Annotated in this window: 16 protein-coding genes; 14 read left to right on the top strand and 2 right to left on the bottom strand. The window is 43.5% G+C overall.

All coding sequences use genetic code 11. The annotated features are described in order from the left end of the window. The first annotated feature begins 45 nt into the window (after window positions 1–45). The 9 genes from MHH49_RS23200 (at window position 46) to MHH49_RS23240 (ending at window position 13,600) form a co-directional block, all read left to right on the top strand. The gene (locus tag MHH49_RS23200; protein ID WP_340951379.1) at window positions 46–1,020 is read left to right on the top strand and encodes an ABC transporter permease; all 975 of its coding nucleotides are present in this window, start codon (window positions 46–48) and stop codon (window positions 1,018–1,020) included. Window positions 1,021–1,050: 30 nt separating this feature from the next. Further along, entirely contained in the window at window positions 1,051–1,914 is an 864-nt protein-coding gene (locus MHH49_RS23205; protein WP_036688266.1) for a carbohydrate ABC transporter permease, read from the top strand. 87 nt (window positions 1,915–2,001) lie between these two features. Next, window positions 2,002–3,588 (top strand): extracellular solute-binding protein, encoded by a 1,587-nt coding sequence (locus tag MHH49_RS23210; RefSeq protein WP_036688263.1) that lies wholly within the window; start codon window positions 2,002–2,004, stop codon window positions 3,586–3,588. Between the two features lie 107 nt (window positions 3,589–3,695). Next, window positions 3,696–5,132 (top strand): glycosyl hydrolase family 28 protein, encoded by a 1,437-nt coding sequence (locus tag MHH49_RS23215; protein WP_341138510.1) that lies wholly within the window; start codon window positions 3,696–3,698, stop codon window positions 5,130–5,132. A gap of 31 nt (window positions 5,133–5,163) precedes the next feature. Further along, on the top strand, window positions 5,164–10,671 hold the full coding sequence (locus MHH49_RS23220; protein ID WP_341138511.1) for an OmpL47-type beta-barrel domain-containing protein: 5,508 nt from the start codon (window positions 5,164–5,166) through the stop codon (window positions 10,669–10,671). Window positions 10,672–10,884: 213 nt separating this feature from the next. Then, window positions 10,885–11,307 carry an SRPBCC family protein gene (locus MHH49_RS23225; protein WP_036688260.1) on the top strand — a complete coding sequence of 141 codons (423 nt, stop codon included), beginning with the start codon at window positions 10,885–10,887 and terminating at the stop codon, window positions 11,305–11,307. A 1-nt stretch (window position 11,308) separates the two neighbouring features. Beyond that, a complete protein-coding gene (locus tag MHH49_RS23230; protein WP_036688259.1) occupies window positions 11,309–11,641 on the top strand; it encodes an ArsR/SmtB family transcription factor in 333 nt (110 codons plus the stop codon). Between the two features lie 109 nt (window positions 11,642–11,750). After that, window positions 11,751–12,782 (top strand): ATP-binding cassette domain-containing protein, encoded by a 1,032-nt coding sequence (locus tag MHH49_RS23235; protein ID WP_341138512.1) that lies wholly within the window; start codon window positions 11,751–11,753, stop codon window positions 12,780–12,782. 2 nt (window positions 12,783–12,784) lie between these two features. Further along, on the top strand, window positions 12,785–13,600 hold the full coding sequence (locus MHH49_RS23240; protein ID WP_036689061.1) for an ABC transporter permease: 816 nt from the start codon (window positions 12,785–12,787) through the stop codon (window positions 13,598–13,600). Between the two features lie 133 nt (window positions 13,601–13,733). Here MHH49_RS23240 and MHH49_RS23245 read toward each other — a convergent pair whose 3' ends face one another. After that, window positions 13,734–14,387, bottom strand: a complete 654-nt coding sequence (locus MHH49_RS23245; RefSeq protein ID WP_036688255.1) for a TetR/AcrR family transcriptional regulator — start codon at window positions 14,385–14,387, stop codon at window positions 13,734–13,736. Between the two features lie 199 nt (window positions 14,388–14,586). Between MHH49_RS23245 and MHH49_RS23250 the strand changes: the two genes are divergently transcribed. Beyond that, entirely contained in the window at window positions 14,587–15,372 is a 786-nt protein-coding gene (locus tag MHH49_RS23250; RefSeq protein WP_076146457.1) for an SDR family NAD(P)-dependent oxidoreductase, read from the top strand. Window positions 15,373–15,519: 147 nt separating this feature from the next. Here the strand turns inward: MHH49_RS23250 and MHH49_RS23255 are convergent, their stop codons facing one another. After that, on the bottom strand, window positions 15,520–15,657 hold the full coding sequence (locus MHH49_RS23255) for a hypothetical protein (RefSeq protein ID WP_341138513.1): 138 nt from the start codon (window positions 15,655–15,657) through the stop codon (window positions 15,520–15,522). Window positions 15,658–16,573: 916 nt separating this feature from the next. On the opposite strand from MHH49_RS23255, the gene MHH49_RS23260 reads away from it, so the two are divergent. The 4 genes from MHH49_RS23260 (at window position 16,574) to MHH49_RS23275 (ending at window position 19,533) form a co-directional block, all read left to right on the top strand. After that, window positions 16,574–16,900: a PadR family transcriptional regulator gene (locus MHH49_RS23260; RefSeq protein WP_036688249.1), complete on the top strand. Its 327-nt coding sequence runs from the start codon at window positions 16,574–16,576 to the stop codon at window positions 16,898–16,900. Between the two features lie 6 nt (window positions 16,901–16,906). Next, window positions 16,907–17,869: a permease prefix domain 1-containing protein gene (locus MHH49_RS23265; RefSeq protein WP_076272694.1), complete on the top strand. Its 963-nt coding sequence runs from the start codon at window positions 16,907–16,909 to the stop codon at window positions 17,867–17,869. A gap of 250 nt (window positions 17,870–18,119) precedes the next feature. After that, on the top strand, window positions 18,120–18,878 hold the full coding sequence (locus MHH49_RS23270; RefSeq protein ID WP_076272693.1) for a YveK family protein: 759 nt from the start codon (window positions 18,120–18,122) through the stop codon (window positions 18,876–18,878). Continuing rightward, window positions 18,826–19,533 (top strand): CpsD/CapB family tyrosine-protein kinase, encoded by a 708-nt coding sequence (locus MHH49_RS23275; RefSeq protein WP_341138514.1) that lies wholly within the window; start codon window positions 18,826–18,828, stop codon window positions 19,531–19,533. The genes MHH49_RS23270 and MHH49_RS23275 overlap by 53 nt, the downstream gene beginning before the upstream one ends. Window positions 19,534–19,535: the final 2 nt, after the last annotated feature.

Consider the following 19,535-nt stretch of genomic DNA (forward strand, 5'->3'; position numbering starts at 1 on the left):
GACACAGTCTTAACGCAAAATCGTATTCGGAAGGAGAAAACAACTATGAACCCGGCAAGCACTGCTGGCATTCAAAAACAGGGAGAGAATCTTAAGCCGAAAGTCTCGAGGTGGACACATACTTGGCGCCAATACAAAAAAAACAAATATTTATTCTTATTACTAGCTCCCGTGATCATCTGGTATACCGTATTTGCTTATGGCCCGATGTATGGCATTCAACTGGCTTTTAAAGATTATTTTATTCGTGATGGAATTTGGGGAAGTCCTTGGGTCGGCTTTAAGCATTTCGAATATTTGTTCACAGCTTCACCCGACTTTTGGAAAATTATTAAGAACACGCTTATTATCAGTTTTTACCATATCATCTTTGGTTTTCCTGCACCGATTGTATTGGCGCTGTTATTTAACGAACTTAGGTTTTCCTTCTTCAAGAAGGTTGCACAGACGATTTCCTATTTACCCCATTTTTTATCTTGGATCGTTATTGGGGGGATATTGATCACTCTGTTATCTCCGAATTCGGGTGTGGTCAATTATATTATTCAGTGGCTCGGCTTTGATCCCATTTACTTTTTAGGCAGCGAGAAATATTTCCGCTTTACGCTCGTTATGTCAGGAATATGGAAGGAAATCGGCTGGGGAACAATTATATACTTAGCTGCATTAGCAAGCATTGATTCCCAAATGTACGAAGCTGCAGTTCTGGACGGAGCCAATCGCTGGAAACAAACGTTATTTATCACCATTCCTTCGATCCTGCCGGTGATTGCTATTCTGCTTATTCTTCGGGTAGGGAGTGTGCTGGATGCTGGCTTCGATCAAGTCTTAACACTTTATTCACCAGCAGTATATGGAGTGGCGGATACGTTAGATACTTATGTGTACCGGATAGGTCTGCAAAACTTTCAGTTCAGTCTAACGACGGCTGTTGGATTATTTAAAAATGTGGTGGGTCTTATCCTGGTGTTATTTGCAAACTTCATAACGAAAAAAATGGGGCAGGAAGGTCTTTATTAATGAATGAATGTAAGGAAGGAGTAACTACAATTGAAGCTATCCACTGGTGAAAAAGTATTCCAAGTCTTTCTAATCCTATTTGTAATCATTCTTTGTATTACGATGATTTATCCCTTCTTGCATGTGCTCTCTATATCATTTAGCACACCTGCGGAAGCCCTTCGGCCGGGAATTCATTTCTATCCTAAAGAAGTTTCCTTCTTTGCTTGGAAGCGTGTACTGACAACTGATACGGTCTGGCAAACGATGGGGAATACGGTTTTTCGCACAGTTGTAGGAACGGCTCTGACACTGGTGTTTCTGTCACTGGGAGCATATCCGCTGTCTCGCAAATATTTGCCGCACCGGGGATTTTATACAATGTTCATTGTTGTAACGATGTTTTTTGGCGGCGGGCTTATCCCTACCTATCTGCTAATCAAAAGTCTGGGACTTATAAATTCGTTATGGGTTTATATTGTCCCCGGCCTGCTCAGCACGTTTAATCTTCTGCTCCTGCGAAATTTCTTTATGGGTATACCGGAGGAACTGGAGGATTCAGCTAAAATAGATGGGGCTAATGATATGCGGATCTTATTTACGATTGTTATTCCGCTGTCGAAGCCTGTTCTAGCAACATTAGCCCTATGGACTGCAGTAGGGCACTGGAACGCTTGGTTTGATGCAATGTTATATATGCAGGATCAATCAAAGATTGTACTGCAGCTCTTCTTAAGACGGCTTGTTATTTCAGCCGAAGGAGATCCGATGTTACCACTTCCTACTAATGAGCAGGCTCCTGAAATGGTCAAAGCAGCTATTATTATGTTTACAGCGCTGCCTATATTAATGATCTATCCATTCCTGCAACGTTTCTTCGTCAAAGGAATTATGGTTGGATCACTTAAGGGTTAGAAGACTCAGAATGGTTTAAACAGTCCGCTATATCCGCGAGCTGTCTAAATATATAGATGAACAAGAAAAGGGAGGAAATAAAAGAATATGAGGCATACATCCAAGAAATGGTTGGAAATTGCTGCGATAGCCCTATCGGCTTCACTTGTCATGAGTGGTTGTGGCGGGAATGCGGCGAATAATAGCACTAACGAAGCTAAGCCGACGAATCAAGGTCAAGGGGGGACATCAGCAGCTGAAGCTCCGATTGAAATTATTTGGGCGAACAACTTTAATACGCCAGAAGAAGACGGTAACTATGTGCAAACCGAGCTAGAGAAGAAATTTAATGTAAAAATCAAAAATATTAAATTGGAACGTGGAACTTGGAAAGAACAATTTTCGGTGCTTCTAGCTTCTGGAGATATTCCTGATATCTTCCCGGTCGATGCAAACGAAACGGATATGGTGCAATGGGCAGATCAAGGGATCATTGCGACAATTGATAAGGCTGAAATTGAATCCCTGATGCCGAAATATGCAGCAGCATTGGATTCCGTTGATTCCGGGGCATGGGGCGTAGGCTTATACAACGAAAAAAACTGGGGGATCCCGAAAATTTGGCCAGGTGGTCTTGATGGATTTATTCCGGGCTATAATGAAGCGTGGCTGAAAAATATTGGCTACTCAGAACCACCCAAGACATTGGAAGAGCTTGAAGATGTACTCACCAAATTTGTTAATGAAGATCCGGACAAAAATGGGAAGAAAGATACTTACGGCTTAATCGGCCGCGGCAAGCTTCCAGAACAATTGTTCACAAGTGTGTTCTCAGCCTATGCTGTTTCCCCTTATCAATTCAAGAAGGATGCTTCCGGGAACGTAGTTTATGGAGGCGTTACAGAAGAGACACGATCAGCATTGGCGTTATTGAGCAAATGGTACAAAGCGGGTCTGATTGATCCTGAATTCATAACTAGTGATAATAACGAAATCAATATTAAATTTGCTGATCAAAAAGTGGGTATGGTGGATAACGGGAAGTGGGGCAATTTTTATAAAGAATCTGGGTTTGTCGCAAAACCTGGTCTAGAGAAAGGTCAAATATTCGTGCCTGGCAAGCCGTTTACAGCTCCAGATGGCGTTGCTTATTCATTCGCGTATGGTGCAAGACAGGCGCCAGTATTGTTCGGTGTTCAACTCGAAAAGGATGAGAAAAAACGCCATAAAATTATGGAAATTCTTGAATATGTGTCGACGGATTCCGAAGGTTTTCTGCTGACAGGTTTCGGTCAATTGGGGGTGAGCTATGATATGGAAGGGGACCTTGCCATTCCAAAAGCGGATGAAGAGGTTAGTGCTCCGAAGATGGGAGCGGGCAATTTCTATAATCCACTTAGCTCCACAGACACTTCAATGGAAAAACATACGGTAAAACAAGAATTGCTAGATTTGAGAGACAAGATCACTCCAGGTGTTACACCATTGCTTGATGTACTAGGCCCAGCGGTATTGACAAGCAAACCCAAGTATTGGGGCAATCTGAAGACGTTACAAGATACGTTTGTTATCAAGGCGATTACAGGAGAAGCGAACACGGGTAAAGATTTTGATAATTTCAAGGATAGCTGGCTAAAAGCCGGAGGTCAGGAAGTAACGGATGAAGTAAATAAAGTGTTGGCGGATCGTAAATAGAGCGGTTGCCCGCTGATTAGTACTGGATGATAGGCTGGAGCAAAAGCTTGCTCCAGCCTATTTATTAAACCCTTAAGAGAGTTGATTCTAAGATAACGGAGGTAGAAATGAGCGAATTAATTATTTATGAGCAGCCGAATGAAGCCCTGGGGAAAGACGATTTTACAGTAAGCGTAAGAGAGCCTGGTGGGGTATGGCAATCTCTGTTTGTTTTTGAAGCAAAGGTGGATATGCATCAGGTTCGGTCGACATCGATGGTTTATTTTGATATGGATGGCACGGTGGAGGTCTCTGTTCATTGTAAAAAACAACAGATTGAACAAGCGGTTATTCGCCCTTTGGCATCCCAAATCTCCTTTCAAATCGAAGAGAATACCCTTTTGTTCACATTGGAGCACCCGTGTAAGCTTTCCATTGAAATCAATGGAGAACGTTTTAGTAACTTGCATCTTTTTGCCAACCCCTTGGAGACAGCCCCTCCTAGACATGACGATGATAATGTAGTGCTTGTCCAACCAGGAATACATCAATTTGCGGCTATCGCAGAACAAGTTCAGCGTTTGTCAGAAAGGGCTAACGGGGAGCGTCAGACGATATATTTTATGCCCGGGCTTCATCAATTCGAGAATCCAATGCTGCATATCCCTTCTGGGACCACCGTTTATATTGCCGGAGGCGCGATCCTTTGTGGATCCATAATGATTGACCATGCTGAGAATGTTGTTGTTCGCGGCAGAGGTGTTCTGTATTTGGCGGATATGGAGAAAACGACTTATTTAAGAGGCGTTCAAATCCAGCATTCTGAACAGATTGAGATCGAAGGGATCATCACGCTTGATCCTCCGCATTACAGTATATATATCGGAGCGTCTAAGCATATTCGCATTCATAACTTCAAAGCTTTTAGTACACGCGGCTGGTGTGATGGAATTGATATGATGGCTAGCTCAAATGTGGATATTAAAGATGTGTTCTTGAGAACTTCTGATGATTGCATTGCCATTTACGGCAGTCGTGGAGAGTATTATGGAGACACACGCCATATCACGGTTAAAGATTCCATACTCTGGGCGGACGTCGCTCATGCCATACATGTCGGTATTCATGGTGATCACCAACATAATGGCGATTTTATAGAAAATATTTGGTTCGAAAATATCGATGTGCTTGAACATCACGAGCCGCAGGAAAATTATTGGGGCGTTATGGCAATTTGTGCAGGGGACAACAATACCATTCGTAAGGTTACTTTCAAAAATATCCGGGTGGAGGATTTCGAACTAGGTCAGCTGTTTGATGTCCGCGTGGTGTGGAATAAAACCTATAATCCGGTGCCAGGACGCTGTATCGAAAATATTGAATTTAGCGATATCCACTACAATGGGAAGAATACCCATCCTTCCCGTATATTCGGCTATGACGAGGAAAGAGGTGTGAAGGACATTTATTTTTATAATCTCCAGATTAATGGAGAGGTTATTGTCGACCTGAATAACAAACATTTTGTAGTGAATGAATTTGTCAGCGGTATTTATTTGCATTAAATCAGAGGATGTAAATGAATGGAGGAGAACAATGAATTCACTTAGAGGGCTACTCTTTGGAAAATCGCTTAAACGTATTTTTAGGATCACAGTTTCCTTAAGTTTGTTGGTAACGCTAGTGCCTTTATCAGCAGAAGGAGCCGCAGTAGAATCGACAGAGCTGTCGATAATTACGGATTACCAACCTGCCATTAATGAGGTTATAGATGAAAGCGGATTCAAACATCCGGGTGTTGGCCTGACCAAGGATATTCTTGAGAATATTAGGACACAGGTACGGGCGCAAAAAGAACCCTGGATCACTTATTATAATCAGATGCTTCTCTCTCCGGCAGCTTCAAGAACGGTCACTTCCAACAATCAGAGTGGTGCGGATCCGTTGAAACCAGCGAGCGATGCTTTTAATAGCCAAGGCTTTAATTCAAGATTTATAGCGGATGGGTTGAAGGCTTATACACAAGCTCTATTGTATGTAATATCGGGTGATGAGGTTTACAGAGCTAATGCCATGCATATTATCCGGATTTGGTCACAGATGGACCCTGAGAAATACGTGTATTTTAATGATGCACATATTCATACAGGAATTCCGCTTAATCGAATGGTTACTGCGGCGGAAATCTTAAGGTACACAAGTACTCAAACTGAAGAGCTGAAATGGACGGAACAAGATGTCGCTGATTTTACGAATAATCTTATTAATCCGGTTATTGAAACATTCCAACACACCAATGATCGTTTTATGAACCAGCATCTTTATCCGCTGCTTGGAGCTATGTCAGGTTATATTTTTACAGGAAATAAAGATAGGTACAATGAGGGAGTTGAATGGTTTACCGTCAATAAAACCGCTGTCGATCAGGGGCAAAATGGCGCGATAAAAGCATTATTCAGATGGGTTGATACAAATATTGTAACAGGGGAAAAAGTTAATCCTCCAGTAGTTCAGCATGTTGAAATGGGCAGAGATCAGGCGCATGGCGCTGGGGATATAACGAATGTAGAGATTTTATCACGTTTATTATTGGCTCAGGAAACAAAGGTAGATCCGGTAGAGGGGACTGTTTCTAGTGCGCCAAATGCGGTGGGTCCGTATGAATTTCTAGATCAACGGATTTTAAAAGCTGCCGACTACTTTGCGCAGTATATGATTGGCCATGATACACCATGGATTCCAGTGGCGGCACATACAGATGTAAATGGAAATCCAACGATTATCTATAAACACTTGGCTGGCGGTTACAGGGGGAGAATTGGCGGTAATGTCTATGACCTTTATTATTATTATAAATATACAGCTGGAATAAATATGGAGGTTGAAGCTCCTTACTTTAGCGAGATGTTTACTAAGAGATTGCCTTTCTATTGGGAGTCTCCGGATGGAGGCGGGGATTATTGGCTGTACATCCCTAAAGAAGCAGAGGGCGAGGGTACGCTCAATCTGCCGAAGGGGATAACGAATCCAGATTTGAGAGAACTAGAAGACCGGTACACGAAGCTTGATAGTCACTCCACCACAAAACAAGAAGGAGACACTACTTACGTTGAGATTACCGCAACAGATGAGGGCAGTAAAATTGCTTATGTGGGTGCAAGCAGCGGCGAACGAACCATTGCTTTTAAGATTCGGACTACTGGCATAGCAACCATGGAGGTGTTTGGCGATACCGTTACGCTGCCTGATACAAAGGGGCAATGGAGGTATATCCAGTATGCGTTCAATGAGTTCCAAGGCTTCAGCGATCTTGTCTATTTTAATGTGAAAGGAAATGGGACAACAGTCGATATTGACCATATTAATTTAAAAGCTGGGGCACAGCTTACCCCTCCAGTATTTACATCAGGGAAGGCACCGGTATCTTTATTTACCTATGAGGGATCTACAGCGGCAATTCAATTTGATTTCTCTGCGACAGACGCAGGTGCAACGGCTGTTGTTGCCTATCAAGCGGATCAATTACCTGAGGGCGCACTGTTTAATGAAACTTCAGGTGTTTTCTCTTGGTCTGGAGCACATGCGGGAACGTACTCCTTTGTAGTGAGTGCCTCAGACGGCACTTCGGTTACAACCAAGGATGTTACTGTTGTAGTAGCGAATGATCGGCATTCTGCCGTCAACGCTGTCATTTCTCCTTATCATGCTAATGTGCCTTACATTTCGGCAACGTTAGCTCACTATAAGCAAGTGCATGCTGAGGTAATGGATGTAATTACTAATGTCACTGACGAGGTCTTCTATCAGAAGTTATTTGACCTGAATCTTGCAGTGCAAAGTCTTAAAGAATTGACGCCTTTAATGAAAGATGGAAGTGTTAATTTTACGAATATGTTTGTCAGCTCAACCTTTGGTAATGCAGTCCCGAATCTGCTGGACAACACAAATGATAGTTTTGTGGGGTATTATACAGCGCAGGATCGGGCGCATTACATGGATTTAGGACCGGATTTTCAAATATCAGCAGAAAGCTTTGAGCTTCAGGTAAGAGCTAGTTTTCCGGAGAGAATTGGCGGCGTTGCAATGTTCGGATCGAATGACAAAGAAAATTGGACCCGCTTAACTCCCGGTTTGACAACAGTTACTGAAGAGATGCAGAGACTAGAGGTTCAAGCAGGCCTGGAGCATGAAAAATTCCGATTTTTGAAAATGGAAATGATAAAGCCTTCGAGTACTATGCTGGAAATTGCTGAATTTAGAATCTTTGGCCAGCGGTATGAGACAGTAAATCAATTAGAGTCCGTGTCCATTCACTCAGATCAAAGCTTAAAAAATCGGATTATTCCAGGGGATACGATTCAATTATCCTTTAAGTCTACAGAAATGATCCATAATGTCACGGCCAATATACAGGGTCAACCTGTTGCAGTCAGTTCTGTGGACAATATCAACTGGACAGCTAAGCTTGTGGTGAATGAAAATGTTCCATCAGGTACTGTGAAATTTAAAATCAATTATAAAACGGCAGCTGTAGAGACTATTTTTACAACAGATGGTTCTACTTTATTCATTGCAGATCAGACAGGGCTTGTCGCTAATGTGCTTGAGATAGCAAATCTAATCGATTCCAGTGGAAGGAATCCGGCTGATCTTTTGGCAACAGCAAAAGTTTTATTTGATAATAATTTAGGTTCTATCACGGATTTTCGTTTAAATGGCAGTGGTTATGGTGCCTATCTAACCTTTGACTTTAAAGAAGGTGGCCAGGCATTGCTGTCTAGGGTAGAAGTAATCGGAAGGCAAGATAATTATGCGGGCAGAATTAATGGAACAGTGGTGCAAGGCTCCAACGACAATGTGACGTGGACTACGATCTCTAATGCAGCCTGGAATACGCCGGAATGGCAGACGTTGACGATTAACAGCACAGAACCCTATCGTTATATCCGCATCACCAATGGAAACAACTGGTATGGAAACATGGCTGAACTACGTTTGTATGGTGATGTTAAAATCAATTCAAAGCTTGATGCGGTGTCCATTAGCTCCGACCAAAGTATCCAGAAACGAATTGTGTCTGGGAACACGGTGAAATTGTCTTTTAAAGCAAGCGATGCAATAAACCAAGTGAATGTCAATATTCAGGGTCAAGTCGCAACCATTGCTACTGTCGATAAGATCAATTGGACGGCTGAAGCGGTGATGGGCAATAACGTACAACCTGGACCTGTGAACTTTAGTATTAAATACAAGACAAAGGAGGGAATCGAGGGGCCGGAAAAAACATCAACTACAGATGGTTCATCTCTGTACATTCCCGATGAGACCGAGTTGATTAGTAATGTGCTTGCGATTACTAATTTAAGTGATTCCAGTGGGAGAACATCCACTGATCTCAGGAATGTTGCGGGATCATTATTCGATGGAAATGCAGGCTCAATTACGGATTTTCGGGTAAATGGCAGTGGATATGGAGGATTTATAACGTTTGATTTTAAAGAAGGGAATAGGGTTCAGCTGTCCAAGGCAGAGGTGCTTTCCAGGCAAGATAATTATTTTACACGAATCAATGGGACTGTGGTTCAGGGTTCGAATGATAATACAAGCTGGACGACAATCTCCTCTCCTGCAGGAAAAACGATGGATTGGCAGACCTTAAGTATTAGTAATGCAGAAGCCTATCGTTATATCCGGATCTATAATAGTAGTAATTGGTTTGGAAACATGGCAGAATTACGCTTTTATGGTGTAGTAAAAGGGGCAGATCATACAGCTCCGGTGACAATGGATGATGCGCCACAAGGTTGGACTAACAAGGATACGTTGGTAACCTTCACAGCTACAGATGCGGGCTCTGGTGTTGCGGTAACCTATTTCACAGTAAACGATGGCGAGCAGCAAACCGGGAATTCAGTTATTTTGTCCAATGAAGGAACACATAAGTTAGTTTATTGGAGCGTTGATAGAGAGGGTAATGTGGAACAGCCGCAGAAGACTGCTGTGGTGAAGATTGATCGGACCGCACCACAGGTGGTAATTAACGGAGAGATTTCCTATACCATAGAGCAGACATTAAACATCACCTGTAGTGCAGCTGATACTGTATCAGGCATCACTTATTCGCCATGTGATTCAACGCTCGCAGATGTAAAGGCGTATACGCTGGAACCGGGAACTCATAGTGTAACTGCGAAAGCCGAGGATGCGGCGGGCAATGTCGGGTTGGCAGAGCATTCGTTTAGTGTATATGCGACATTTGACAGCTTGTCGGCATTAACCGAAACTTTTGCAGCTGAGACGGGTGCTCCAGATTTAGAAAACGTAACCAACTCACTTTTGCAGCAGCTGGCTAACGCAAAAGAAAAAGCTGAGCAGCATGCTGGCGCAGAAGTTCACAGCTTGCTGGAAGCTTTTAATAGTGAAGTGAACCTCCAGAGTAATCAGGTGTTCACTTCTGAGCAGGCAGAGGTTCTAGTCCGTTGGTCACAATGGCTCCAGAATACAACTCCGCTTGCTGGTGGTGCCCCTGGAAAGCCAGTGTTATCTGACAATAATGGGCACGACACCGGGCTTCGAGATGGCAACTATGCCGTCACGATGAATCTTTGGTGGGGGAACAACGGTACCGAGTTTAAGCTCTATGAAAACGATGTGCTGATCAGTACCCAGATGCTGACAGACAGCTCACCGAATGCGCAGACATTGAGTACGGATATTGTGGGCAAAACAAATGGAACCTACACGTACACTTGCGAGCTGGTAAACAGCTTCGGCTCGACGATATGCGATCCGCTTACCCTTACTGTTATCGATGCAGTGCCGGGCAAACCATTAGTATCCCACGACAACTGGAGCGGGGATGGAACTTATGACGTTGTGATGAATATGTGGTGGGGAACCAATGGTACTGAGTACCGTTTGTATGAGAATGGAGAAGTGATCGACACCCAGACACTAAACACGGCTACCCCTGCGGCTCAGATGACAGTTACGAAACTTAAAGATAAAGCACCAGGTGTATATGAATATTACGCAGTATTAGTCAATGCATCAGGCGAGACATCTAGTGAGAAAATCACAGTAACTGTCAAGCCAAGAAACTGATCATAGAGCTGATGAAATAGGAAGGCCCTTTCTTCGGGATGACCGAGGGAGGGGCCTTTTTATAGCTGTAAAGGATACTATTGAGGGATTGAGACGTTGAATAACGAACGGAGAATTAGGGAATTCTGTAAATTGACATAACACCTATAGGTGTTATAATCAAAAGTGAACCCAAAAGGTGTTATATTAATTGAATGCTGGAGGCTATTTATTATGCAAACTCAAGAACCCTTACAAGAAATTCGTCAAACGATTTTACTAGATGCGCCAATAGAAAAGGTTTGGAAAGCTGTTGCCACGGCAGAAGGAATGGCAGCCTGGTGGATGCCTAGTACATTCGAGCCTGTTGTTGGTCATGAATTCATCCTGCATGCTGGACAATTCGGAGATTCTCCTTGTAAAGTAACCGAAGTTGATCCTCCGAATCGTGTTGGTTTTAATTGGGGGAAGGATTGGCATCTTGCTTTTGAACTGAAAGAAATCGAAGGGAAAACTGAATTTACCTTGATTCATTCTGGATGGGACCCTGAAAAAGTTACTGAATTTGGACAACCACATCCAATCGTACGCGGCTTTATGAACAGCGGCTGGGAAAAAATCGTCCAAGAAAAACTTCCTGCTTATATCGAGGCTTAATATGCCGGTTGCTGAAGCAGGACATGATGTATTTCAGGCGATAGCAGATCCTACCCGCCGCAGTCTGCTAAAGCTGCTCGCTAATAAGGAAATGTCTATAGCATCTATTACGGATTGCTACCCGATCAGCCGAACCGCTGTTAATAAGCATCTACAGGTATTGTCCGATGCGCAGCTTGTTAGCAGTCAGAAAGTCGGACGGGAGACCCGGTATAAGCTTCAGCCAGAACCTTTGCTGGAGCTGCAAGATTGGCTTGCCTTTTTTGAAGGTTATTGGGCTAATAAATTGTTTGCGCTTAAAGAATATGTTGAGGCTGACTCAGAGGAGAAGTAATAAACCGGGAGGCGTGAGATCGCGCTCCCCGGTTTTTTGTGTTGTTTAAATTCAGTTTATAAAAGGGAGTTACCATCACAATACAAACTAAAACGTTGGAGGAATTGTAATGGTAAATGAACGCAAAAAAATAATTGAGCCCAACCCTGGAGATTGGGCCGTCGAAGCGCGTGGGCTCGTCAAAACGTTTGGTGACAATCGCGCAGTTGATGAAGTAAATCTAAACGTTAAGGCAGGCACAATTTACGGTGTTCTTGGTCCCAATGGGGCTGGAAAGACGACGGTAATTCGGATGCTGGCTACGTTACTTCGTCCGGATGTGGGGTCGGCGCAAATCTTCGGGCATGATGTGGTAAAGGAGTCGCAGATTGTTCGGCAATTGATAGGGGTTACGGGACAATATGCTTCTGTGGATGAGTCACTTAGTGCTACAGAGAATCTGATTATCTTTTCACGTCTTTTAGGGTTAGGGCGGGTAGAGGCGCGGCAAAAGGCAGCGGAGTTGTTAGAAGAGTTTGGTCTGACGGAGGCGGCGAAACGGCCACTTCGAAATTTCTCTGGCGGTATGCGCCGACGTCTGGATCTTGCAGCGAGTCTGATTGCCCAGCCTCCGCTTATCTTTTTGGATGAACCAACAACAGGCCTGGACCCACGGACACGTTCGCAAATGTGGGATACCATTCGTCGGTTGGTGAACACAGGATCAACAGTGCTGTTAACTACACAGTATCTTGAAGAAGCCGATCAGCTGGCCGATCGCATTGCAGTTATTGATCATGGCCATGTCGTTGCAGAAGGCACCGTGGATGAGCTAAAAGCTTCAGTGGGCACCACCTCGCTGCACTTAAAAGTCCAAAATCTTAAAGATATCGCTCAAGCGCGCCGGATTGTGGAACATGTGCTGCATATCCAGTCTATTGTGCCGAATGAGGCTGGGAAAATTACTGCACCGATGGCGAACGCTGATTTAGTCACTGATTTGCTTATTGCACTCCGCGAAGCGGGGATTCCACTTGCGGAGATGAGTGTGCAGAAACCGACGCTTGATGAAGTGTTTTTGACGATCACTGGCCATGGAGTTACGGATGAGCCGTCCCAAGCGTCACAAGAATCAATTAATAAGGAGGCAGCAAGAGCATGAGTATGAGAACATCTACTATTAGTCCAGGTGCGACCCGACAATTGAAAAACCATACGAGCTTCAAACAATCTGTTCGTAACTCGTTAACGATGGCTTATCGCGGGATATTGAAAATCCGTCGCACACCCGAGCAATTGTTCGACGTAACGCTGCAGCCAATTATTTTCACACTAATGTTTACTTATATTTTTGGTGGAGCCATATCAGGAGATGTAGTGAGCTATTTGCCCGTTATTATTCCTGGTATTCTAGTGCAGACTGTAATCACGACCTCCATCGTCACTGGGGTCCAACTGCGGGAAGACATGGATAAAGGGGTGTTTGACCGCTTTAAGTCATTGCCGATTGCCCGAATAGCCCCATTAGCCGGAGCTTTGTTGGCAGATACAATTCGATATACGATCGCAACTGTGCTTACTTTTGTCATGGGCTATATTATGGGTTACCGACCTGATGGCGGTCTGGAGCATGTCGCAATTGCTGCGCTTTTGGTTATCGTCTGCTCCTGGTCGATTAGCTGGATTTTCGCTTTCTTTGGTGTGATTGCCCGAACCGCTTCCAGCGTACAAGGGATATCAATGATTGTGCTGTTCCCACTTACGTTTCTATCCAACGCCTTCGTGCCTGTAGATACGATGCCTAACTGGCTGCAATGGTTTGTCAAAGTCAATCCAATCTCGCATCTTGTGTCAGCTGTCCGGCAGCTTGCTAACTCTGGAACCGTAGGCTGGGATTTCGCTATCTCACTTATCGGAGCCGCTGTGATTGTTGCGATTTTTGCACCTATTACTGTGCGTGCATATATGCGCCGGACATAATTAGAGATGAAGAAACGGCAGAAATGCCGTTTTTTTGTGTTTTTTATTATGTTGAAAAAGCCGTGATCAAAGGATATCCCAAGATTACGGCTTAAATTTGTTGAGGAGGGACTTGCAAAGAGGCTTTTTAGAATTACTTATCTTTTTTAAAGAAGGTATGAATTAAATTGGAGACCGATCTATCATACAATATTTTAGCAGTTTCCTCATTTTGAATATGTCCACCCAAATGCAGATGAATGACGCCATGCAATGACGCCCATACCAGGTTAACAACAAGGAGAGGGTCTTTCTCATTAATAAACCCTTGTTCGATCGCTTCTGTAATAAGGGCTATCACTTGTTGTAGTGCCGTAAAGATAGCATGTAAGCTTTCCTCCTCCGGTTTGAATTCACTAAAGGCCCCTCCGAACATAACCATATAATAGCTGGTATGATTCCGTGAGAAATCCCAATAAGCTTGTCCAAGCTCGCGAAGATATAAATTTAGATTATCTTGTTTTGGAACCGCTTGAAAGGCAGCAGCTAATAATTTACACCCTTGCAAAAAAAGCTCCTTCGCTAAACCTTCCTTGTTTCCAAACAAGTTATAAATGATCTTTGTGGGACATTCCATTTTTTCAGCAACCTTGCGAATAGTTACACCTTCGGGTCCGGATTCATGCATGATGGCCGCAGCGGCTTCGATAATGTTCAGTCTTAATGTTTCCGCATGCTGTTGTTTTGCTTTTGGGTAGGTTGTAACAGATTGAGCATCTATAGAAGATATTTCGGACGATTTTTGCATGTAGTTTCACTTCCTTAGAACTTTACTTTAGCTTTTTTTAGATAGCCGTTATTTCTAAACCTTATTTTACTGATGTAGAAGAGAAATAGCCAATAATTAAATGTGTAGAACTTTATTTGACAACGAAACCTCACTTGGATACAATGATTCATATTGAAACACTGTTTCTGAATAGTCATTAAAGGGAGAGATGATAACAATGATTACAATTCAAAATAAATGGACGTTGATTACCGGAGCTTCTTCGGGTATAGGTGAAGCGTTTGCTCGAGAACTTGCAGCCAAAGGAAGTCACTTAATTTTAGTCGCCCGTTCTGAAGATAAATTGATTGCTTTAGCGGAAAAATTACAACGAGAATTTCAAATTCAAGCGGAGGTTCTAGTTGCTGATTTATCTCAAGAAGGTTCCCCTGAGAGGCTCTATCAACAATGTGTAGAACGTGGCTTGAACGTTGATATTCTTATTAATAATGCAGGTTTTGCTACGCATGGGCTTTTTGAACAACTATCTGGTTCGAGACAACATGAAGAAGTGATGCTAAATGTATTGGCGGTTGTAGATCTGACCCATTTGTTTTTGCCAGAGATGTTAAAAAGAAAAAGCGGAGTGATTATAAACGTTGCATCAACAGCAGCATTTCAACCTCTTCCTAATATGGCTGTATATGGAGCGACAAAAGCTTTTGTATTATCATTTACACAAGCGCTATGGGAGGAAAATCGGAAACGGGGCGTACAATTTCTTGCGTTATGTCCGGGGTCTACGGAAACAGAATTTTTTAATGTTGTAGGAGCCGATGAAGCTTCGGTCGGGAAACGAGATACTCCAGAAAATGTGGTTCAAGTGGCTATTCGTTCGCTTCAAGCTAAAAAAGTGTTTGCTGTCCCAGGATTTACAAACTATATTTCAGCTCAAATGTCACGTTTTTTCACACGTAAACAAATGCTTTATTTTGTTGGACGCATGCTCCGTACGCGACATTAATGGGTCAACGTATTCAAGCTGGTGTATTCCTTAGCAATGATTAACTATTTTAATTATAAAAAAACAACAAAACAGCGGTTCTCCCCAATATGAGAGAACCGCTGTTTTGTGTTTTGACTTGCTGACTTTGACTCCGTTCGCTTGAATTTACATCAACATCACTAACATCACCAACATCACCAACATCACCAACACCACCAACAACATCAACGTCAACATCAACGTCACCATCAACATCACCATCAACGTCAACGTCAACATCAACGTCACCATCACCATCAACATCAACATCACCAACATCATCAACATCTACAACAACAACATCAACAAAATTACCAATCGACTTCTAAATCACATCGCCGACTCATAATTGTCCACTGTGGTACGGACCCCAATGGTGTTATTAGTATGTTTTTCGCAGTTCCAGCGTAGTTTCGGACTCCAGTGCAGCTATTCCCTAGAAGGGGTTCTAAATATGATGTTTTGTGCGCCAATAGGTGCATTGAGGTCCGATAGGATCAGAAAAGTGGGGGATTTCTGCGAATAAGGTCAACTGAGTCCGATAGTACCTCGTCCAGGGTAATTAACTAACTAATGTATTAAGATTCAATAAAAAGGAAAACAAACCAGCGTTGGTTTGTTGCTACAATAGATATTTGGGCAAGTAAGGCTAACGGACCCCAATGGCGTTATTAGTATGTTTTTCGCAGTTCCAGCGTAGTTTCGGACTCCAGTGCAGCTATTCCCTAGAAGTAGGCTCGAATATGGTGATTTGTGCGCCAATAGGTGCATTGGGGTCCGATAGGATCAGAAAAGTGGGGAAGTTCTACGAATAAGGTCAACTGAGTCCGATAGTACCTCGTCCGCCAAAGTAAGGGGAGGTAAACACCCTCGCCCTCGCAAATAGCCTACTAGTAATTATCTAAGTCTACGCAAATAGCCTACTAGTAAACACCCCCGTCCTCGCAAACAACCTACTAGTAAACACCATCGTCCCCGCAAATACTACTGGCATGAACCTTCGTACACGTAACTCCGTATTGGAAGCTACGTCATGCGCAGAAAGCAATTGGATTTAATCAAAGAAGGTTCGGTCCTCAAATTATTTTGGCCTATTTTTCCATTAACTACTTCATCTGTCGTAGTAATTATGTTATACTGCAACTACTACGACAGATGAAGTAATCATGGGGGGATATTCTTGATCAGCAGTGATGTTATACGCGGCTACAATGATACGATGATCCTCTACATGCTGCTGGACGGGGAATCTTACGGGTACGAGATTTCCAAAAATATCAGGCAGTTAACGCAGGAGAAATATGTCATGAAAGAGACAACGTTATATTCTGCCTTCACCCGACTGGAGAAAAACGGGTATATAGAATCCTTTTATCTGGATGAGAGTCTTGGCAAGCGGCGTACGTATTATCGGATTACCTCGTTGGGTCTCGCCTATTACCGAGAAAAATGTGAGGAATGGAAGGTTACGCAGCAAGTTGTAAACCAATTTATCAAGGAGTGGTGATAGAGCATGGAGACGATCATAGTATATCTGGATAATATGTTTGCGGGTCTGCCAAAGAGTCAGGAACTGGAACATCTGAAGCAAGAGCTGCTATCCGGGATGGAGGAGAAGTACCTAGAGCTGAAGCTTGCTGGCAAGTCGGAGAATGAGGCGATTGGTATCGTCATATCGGAATTCGGCAATATTGAAGAGCTGACAGCGGAGCTTGGCATCGATCCAGTTGCGCCGGAACAGGCTATTCCGGTGCTGACGGAAGAAGAGGTTTACGCTTATGCGGCGGCCAGACGAAGCGCTGGATTATGGACGGGTATCGGCGTTTTTCTCTGCGCATGCGGAGTGGCGTTTTTGATCACTCTGGATACAATATTTGAAAATAAGGCTGTTATGAGTGATAAAGGTTCTATGCTGGGGCTGGTCGGAATGTTCGTGCTGGTCGCTATCGCGGTCGGGATGTTTATACACAGCGGAATGAAGCTTGATCGCTTTAAGAGTCTGGAGCAAGGTTTTCAGCTGCCTTACGCTCTAAAGATGGCGCTTCAACGGAGCCAAAGTCTTTATGCTTCGACTTACCGTCTTTCTCTGATTACAGGAGTCTGCCTGTGTGTGCTGTCGCCGGCTTTTATCTTCATCACTAGCTATGTCAACGATGACTATGCTCCCTATGGAGTCGCTGCTTTTCTGTTTATTGCGGCTGTAGCGGTGTTTCTGTTCATCTATTACGGGAATATCCAGGGTACTTATACGAAGTTGCTGGAGGAGCCGAATATCATTGCAGAGAAGCAGGAAGAGAACCGATTTGTTGGAGTTGTTGGGGCTGTGTTATGGCCTTTGGCGACGGCGATTTTTCTGTTCACGGGTTTTGTCTATGGGCGCTGGGACATCAATTGGGCAGTATTCCCAATTGCGGGTATCCTGTCCGGCATGTTAAGCAATGTTAATCATGTTCTGAACCGTAAAGATATCTCCTGATGGTGTTGACTACACTTGTACATTCCTGAACTAGATAGATTATATGTAAGGTATTCTACCAGTAGATTTGGCTGGAGAATACCTTTTTTTGTTGGATTTTAACAGGTGAGCTAAATGAGCTCTTTAATATTTTGACATTTAAATTTTAAGTACGGACTTGGACATATGTTGAGAGAAAGAGAATATGAATATACAACAATAATCTTGTTAAAGAGGCGACAATACATTAACTAGTTAGGAGAAATGATCGATGGAATTCGAACTGGGCAGCATTTTGAAACTAGTAAAACGTAGGCTGCTGTTCATTATTGTATTATGTATCGCTGCAGTCGGGCTCGCTGGTAGTGTTAGCTATTACGTTTTACAGCCGAAATACGAAGCGACAGCTTCTATACTTATTCAAGGGGACAGGCAGCAGAAAGCAATTAATGACATTATGGCCGGACAAAAGCTGGTCACTACTTACGGGGAGATCATTCGAAGCAGCAGGATAGCGGAAGAGGTCGTCAGAAAGCTGCAACTAAAAATGACAGCAGAAGAGTTACTCAAAAATGTTAAGACAAGAACCAATAGCGAGTCACTCGTAACAACGGTAATTGTGACTGATTCAAAAGCTCAACGGGCAACAGATATCGCGAATGGCTTCGGAGAGGCCTTTAATGCGAATATTCAATCGATTATGGGAGTGGAGAATGTTGTATTTCTCGACCGTGCCAAGGTTCCTTCTGATCCTGTCTCACCTAAGCCCGTCTTCAATATGGCTGTTGCCTTCGGATTGGCGCTGATTACCGGGATTGCAATCTCTATCCTCCGGGAATTGATGGAGAAACCCGTGAGAAGTGCCAAAGATATTCAGCTTGATTTGCAGCTTCCGCTTCTGGGAACCGTGGGCAAATTAAAGCCACGCAAACGGCGGAATAAAGCGAAAACCAAATCAGCAGAAGGAGCCACCAGTTATGAAGAAGAAAACGCCAAAATTATATTGCCTGGAACAACCGAAGTCATCTAGCGGAGATCAATTCCGAAGCATACGCTCCAATATTCGTTATACCCGCGTTGGTGGAGAGATCCGCTCTTTATTAGTCACAAGCTCGCTTCCGGATGAAGGAAAATCAACGGTAGCCATAAACCTGGCGATTGCCATGGCGGAAGCTGGTAAGACAGTTCTTCTCATTGATGGGGATCTACGTACGCCAACGGTGCATAAGGCATTTGATCTGCCTAATTGGATCGGGCTTAGCAGTATCTTAGTGGATCATACCCGCTTAGAGGATTGCATTATTTCTATTGAGGAAGCAGAAGGTTTGTCTGTATTGACCTCTGGTCCGATTTCACCAAATCCCGCTGAATTACTAGGCTCTGAAGGAATGAAGCGATTGTTTGCAGAGCTGAGCGTGCGTTTTGATACGATTGTCATCGACTCATCCTCTGTATTAATGCCATTTTCGGATGCCCTTATTTTGGCAACGATGACTGAGGGGGTATTGCTAGTTGTGAAATCCGGAAAAGTGCTCTTAAAGCACACGAGTTCTGCCAAGCACTTGTTAGAGCAGCAGGGAGCACATTTGCTGGGAGCCGTATTGAATTATCGGAAAAAGAGCAGGCGTTCCAAGATTCGTGGTGAAGATTTTGCCGAGTGGGCCTCTTCTTCAGGAATGGCCTGACG

Origin of the sequence: Paenibacillus sp. FSL F4-0122, assembly GCF_038002845.1 — a bacterium.
Taxonomy (GTDB): Bacteria; Bacillota; Bacilli; order Paenibacillales; family Paenibacillaceae; genus Paenibacillus_AQ; species Paenibacillus_AQ odorifer.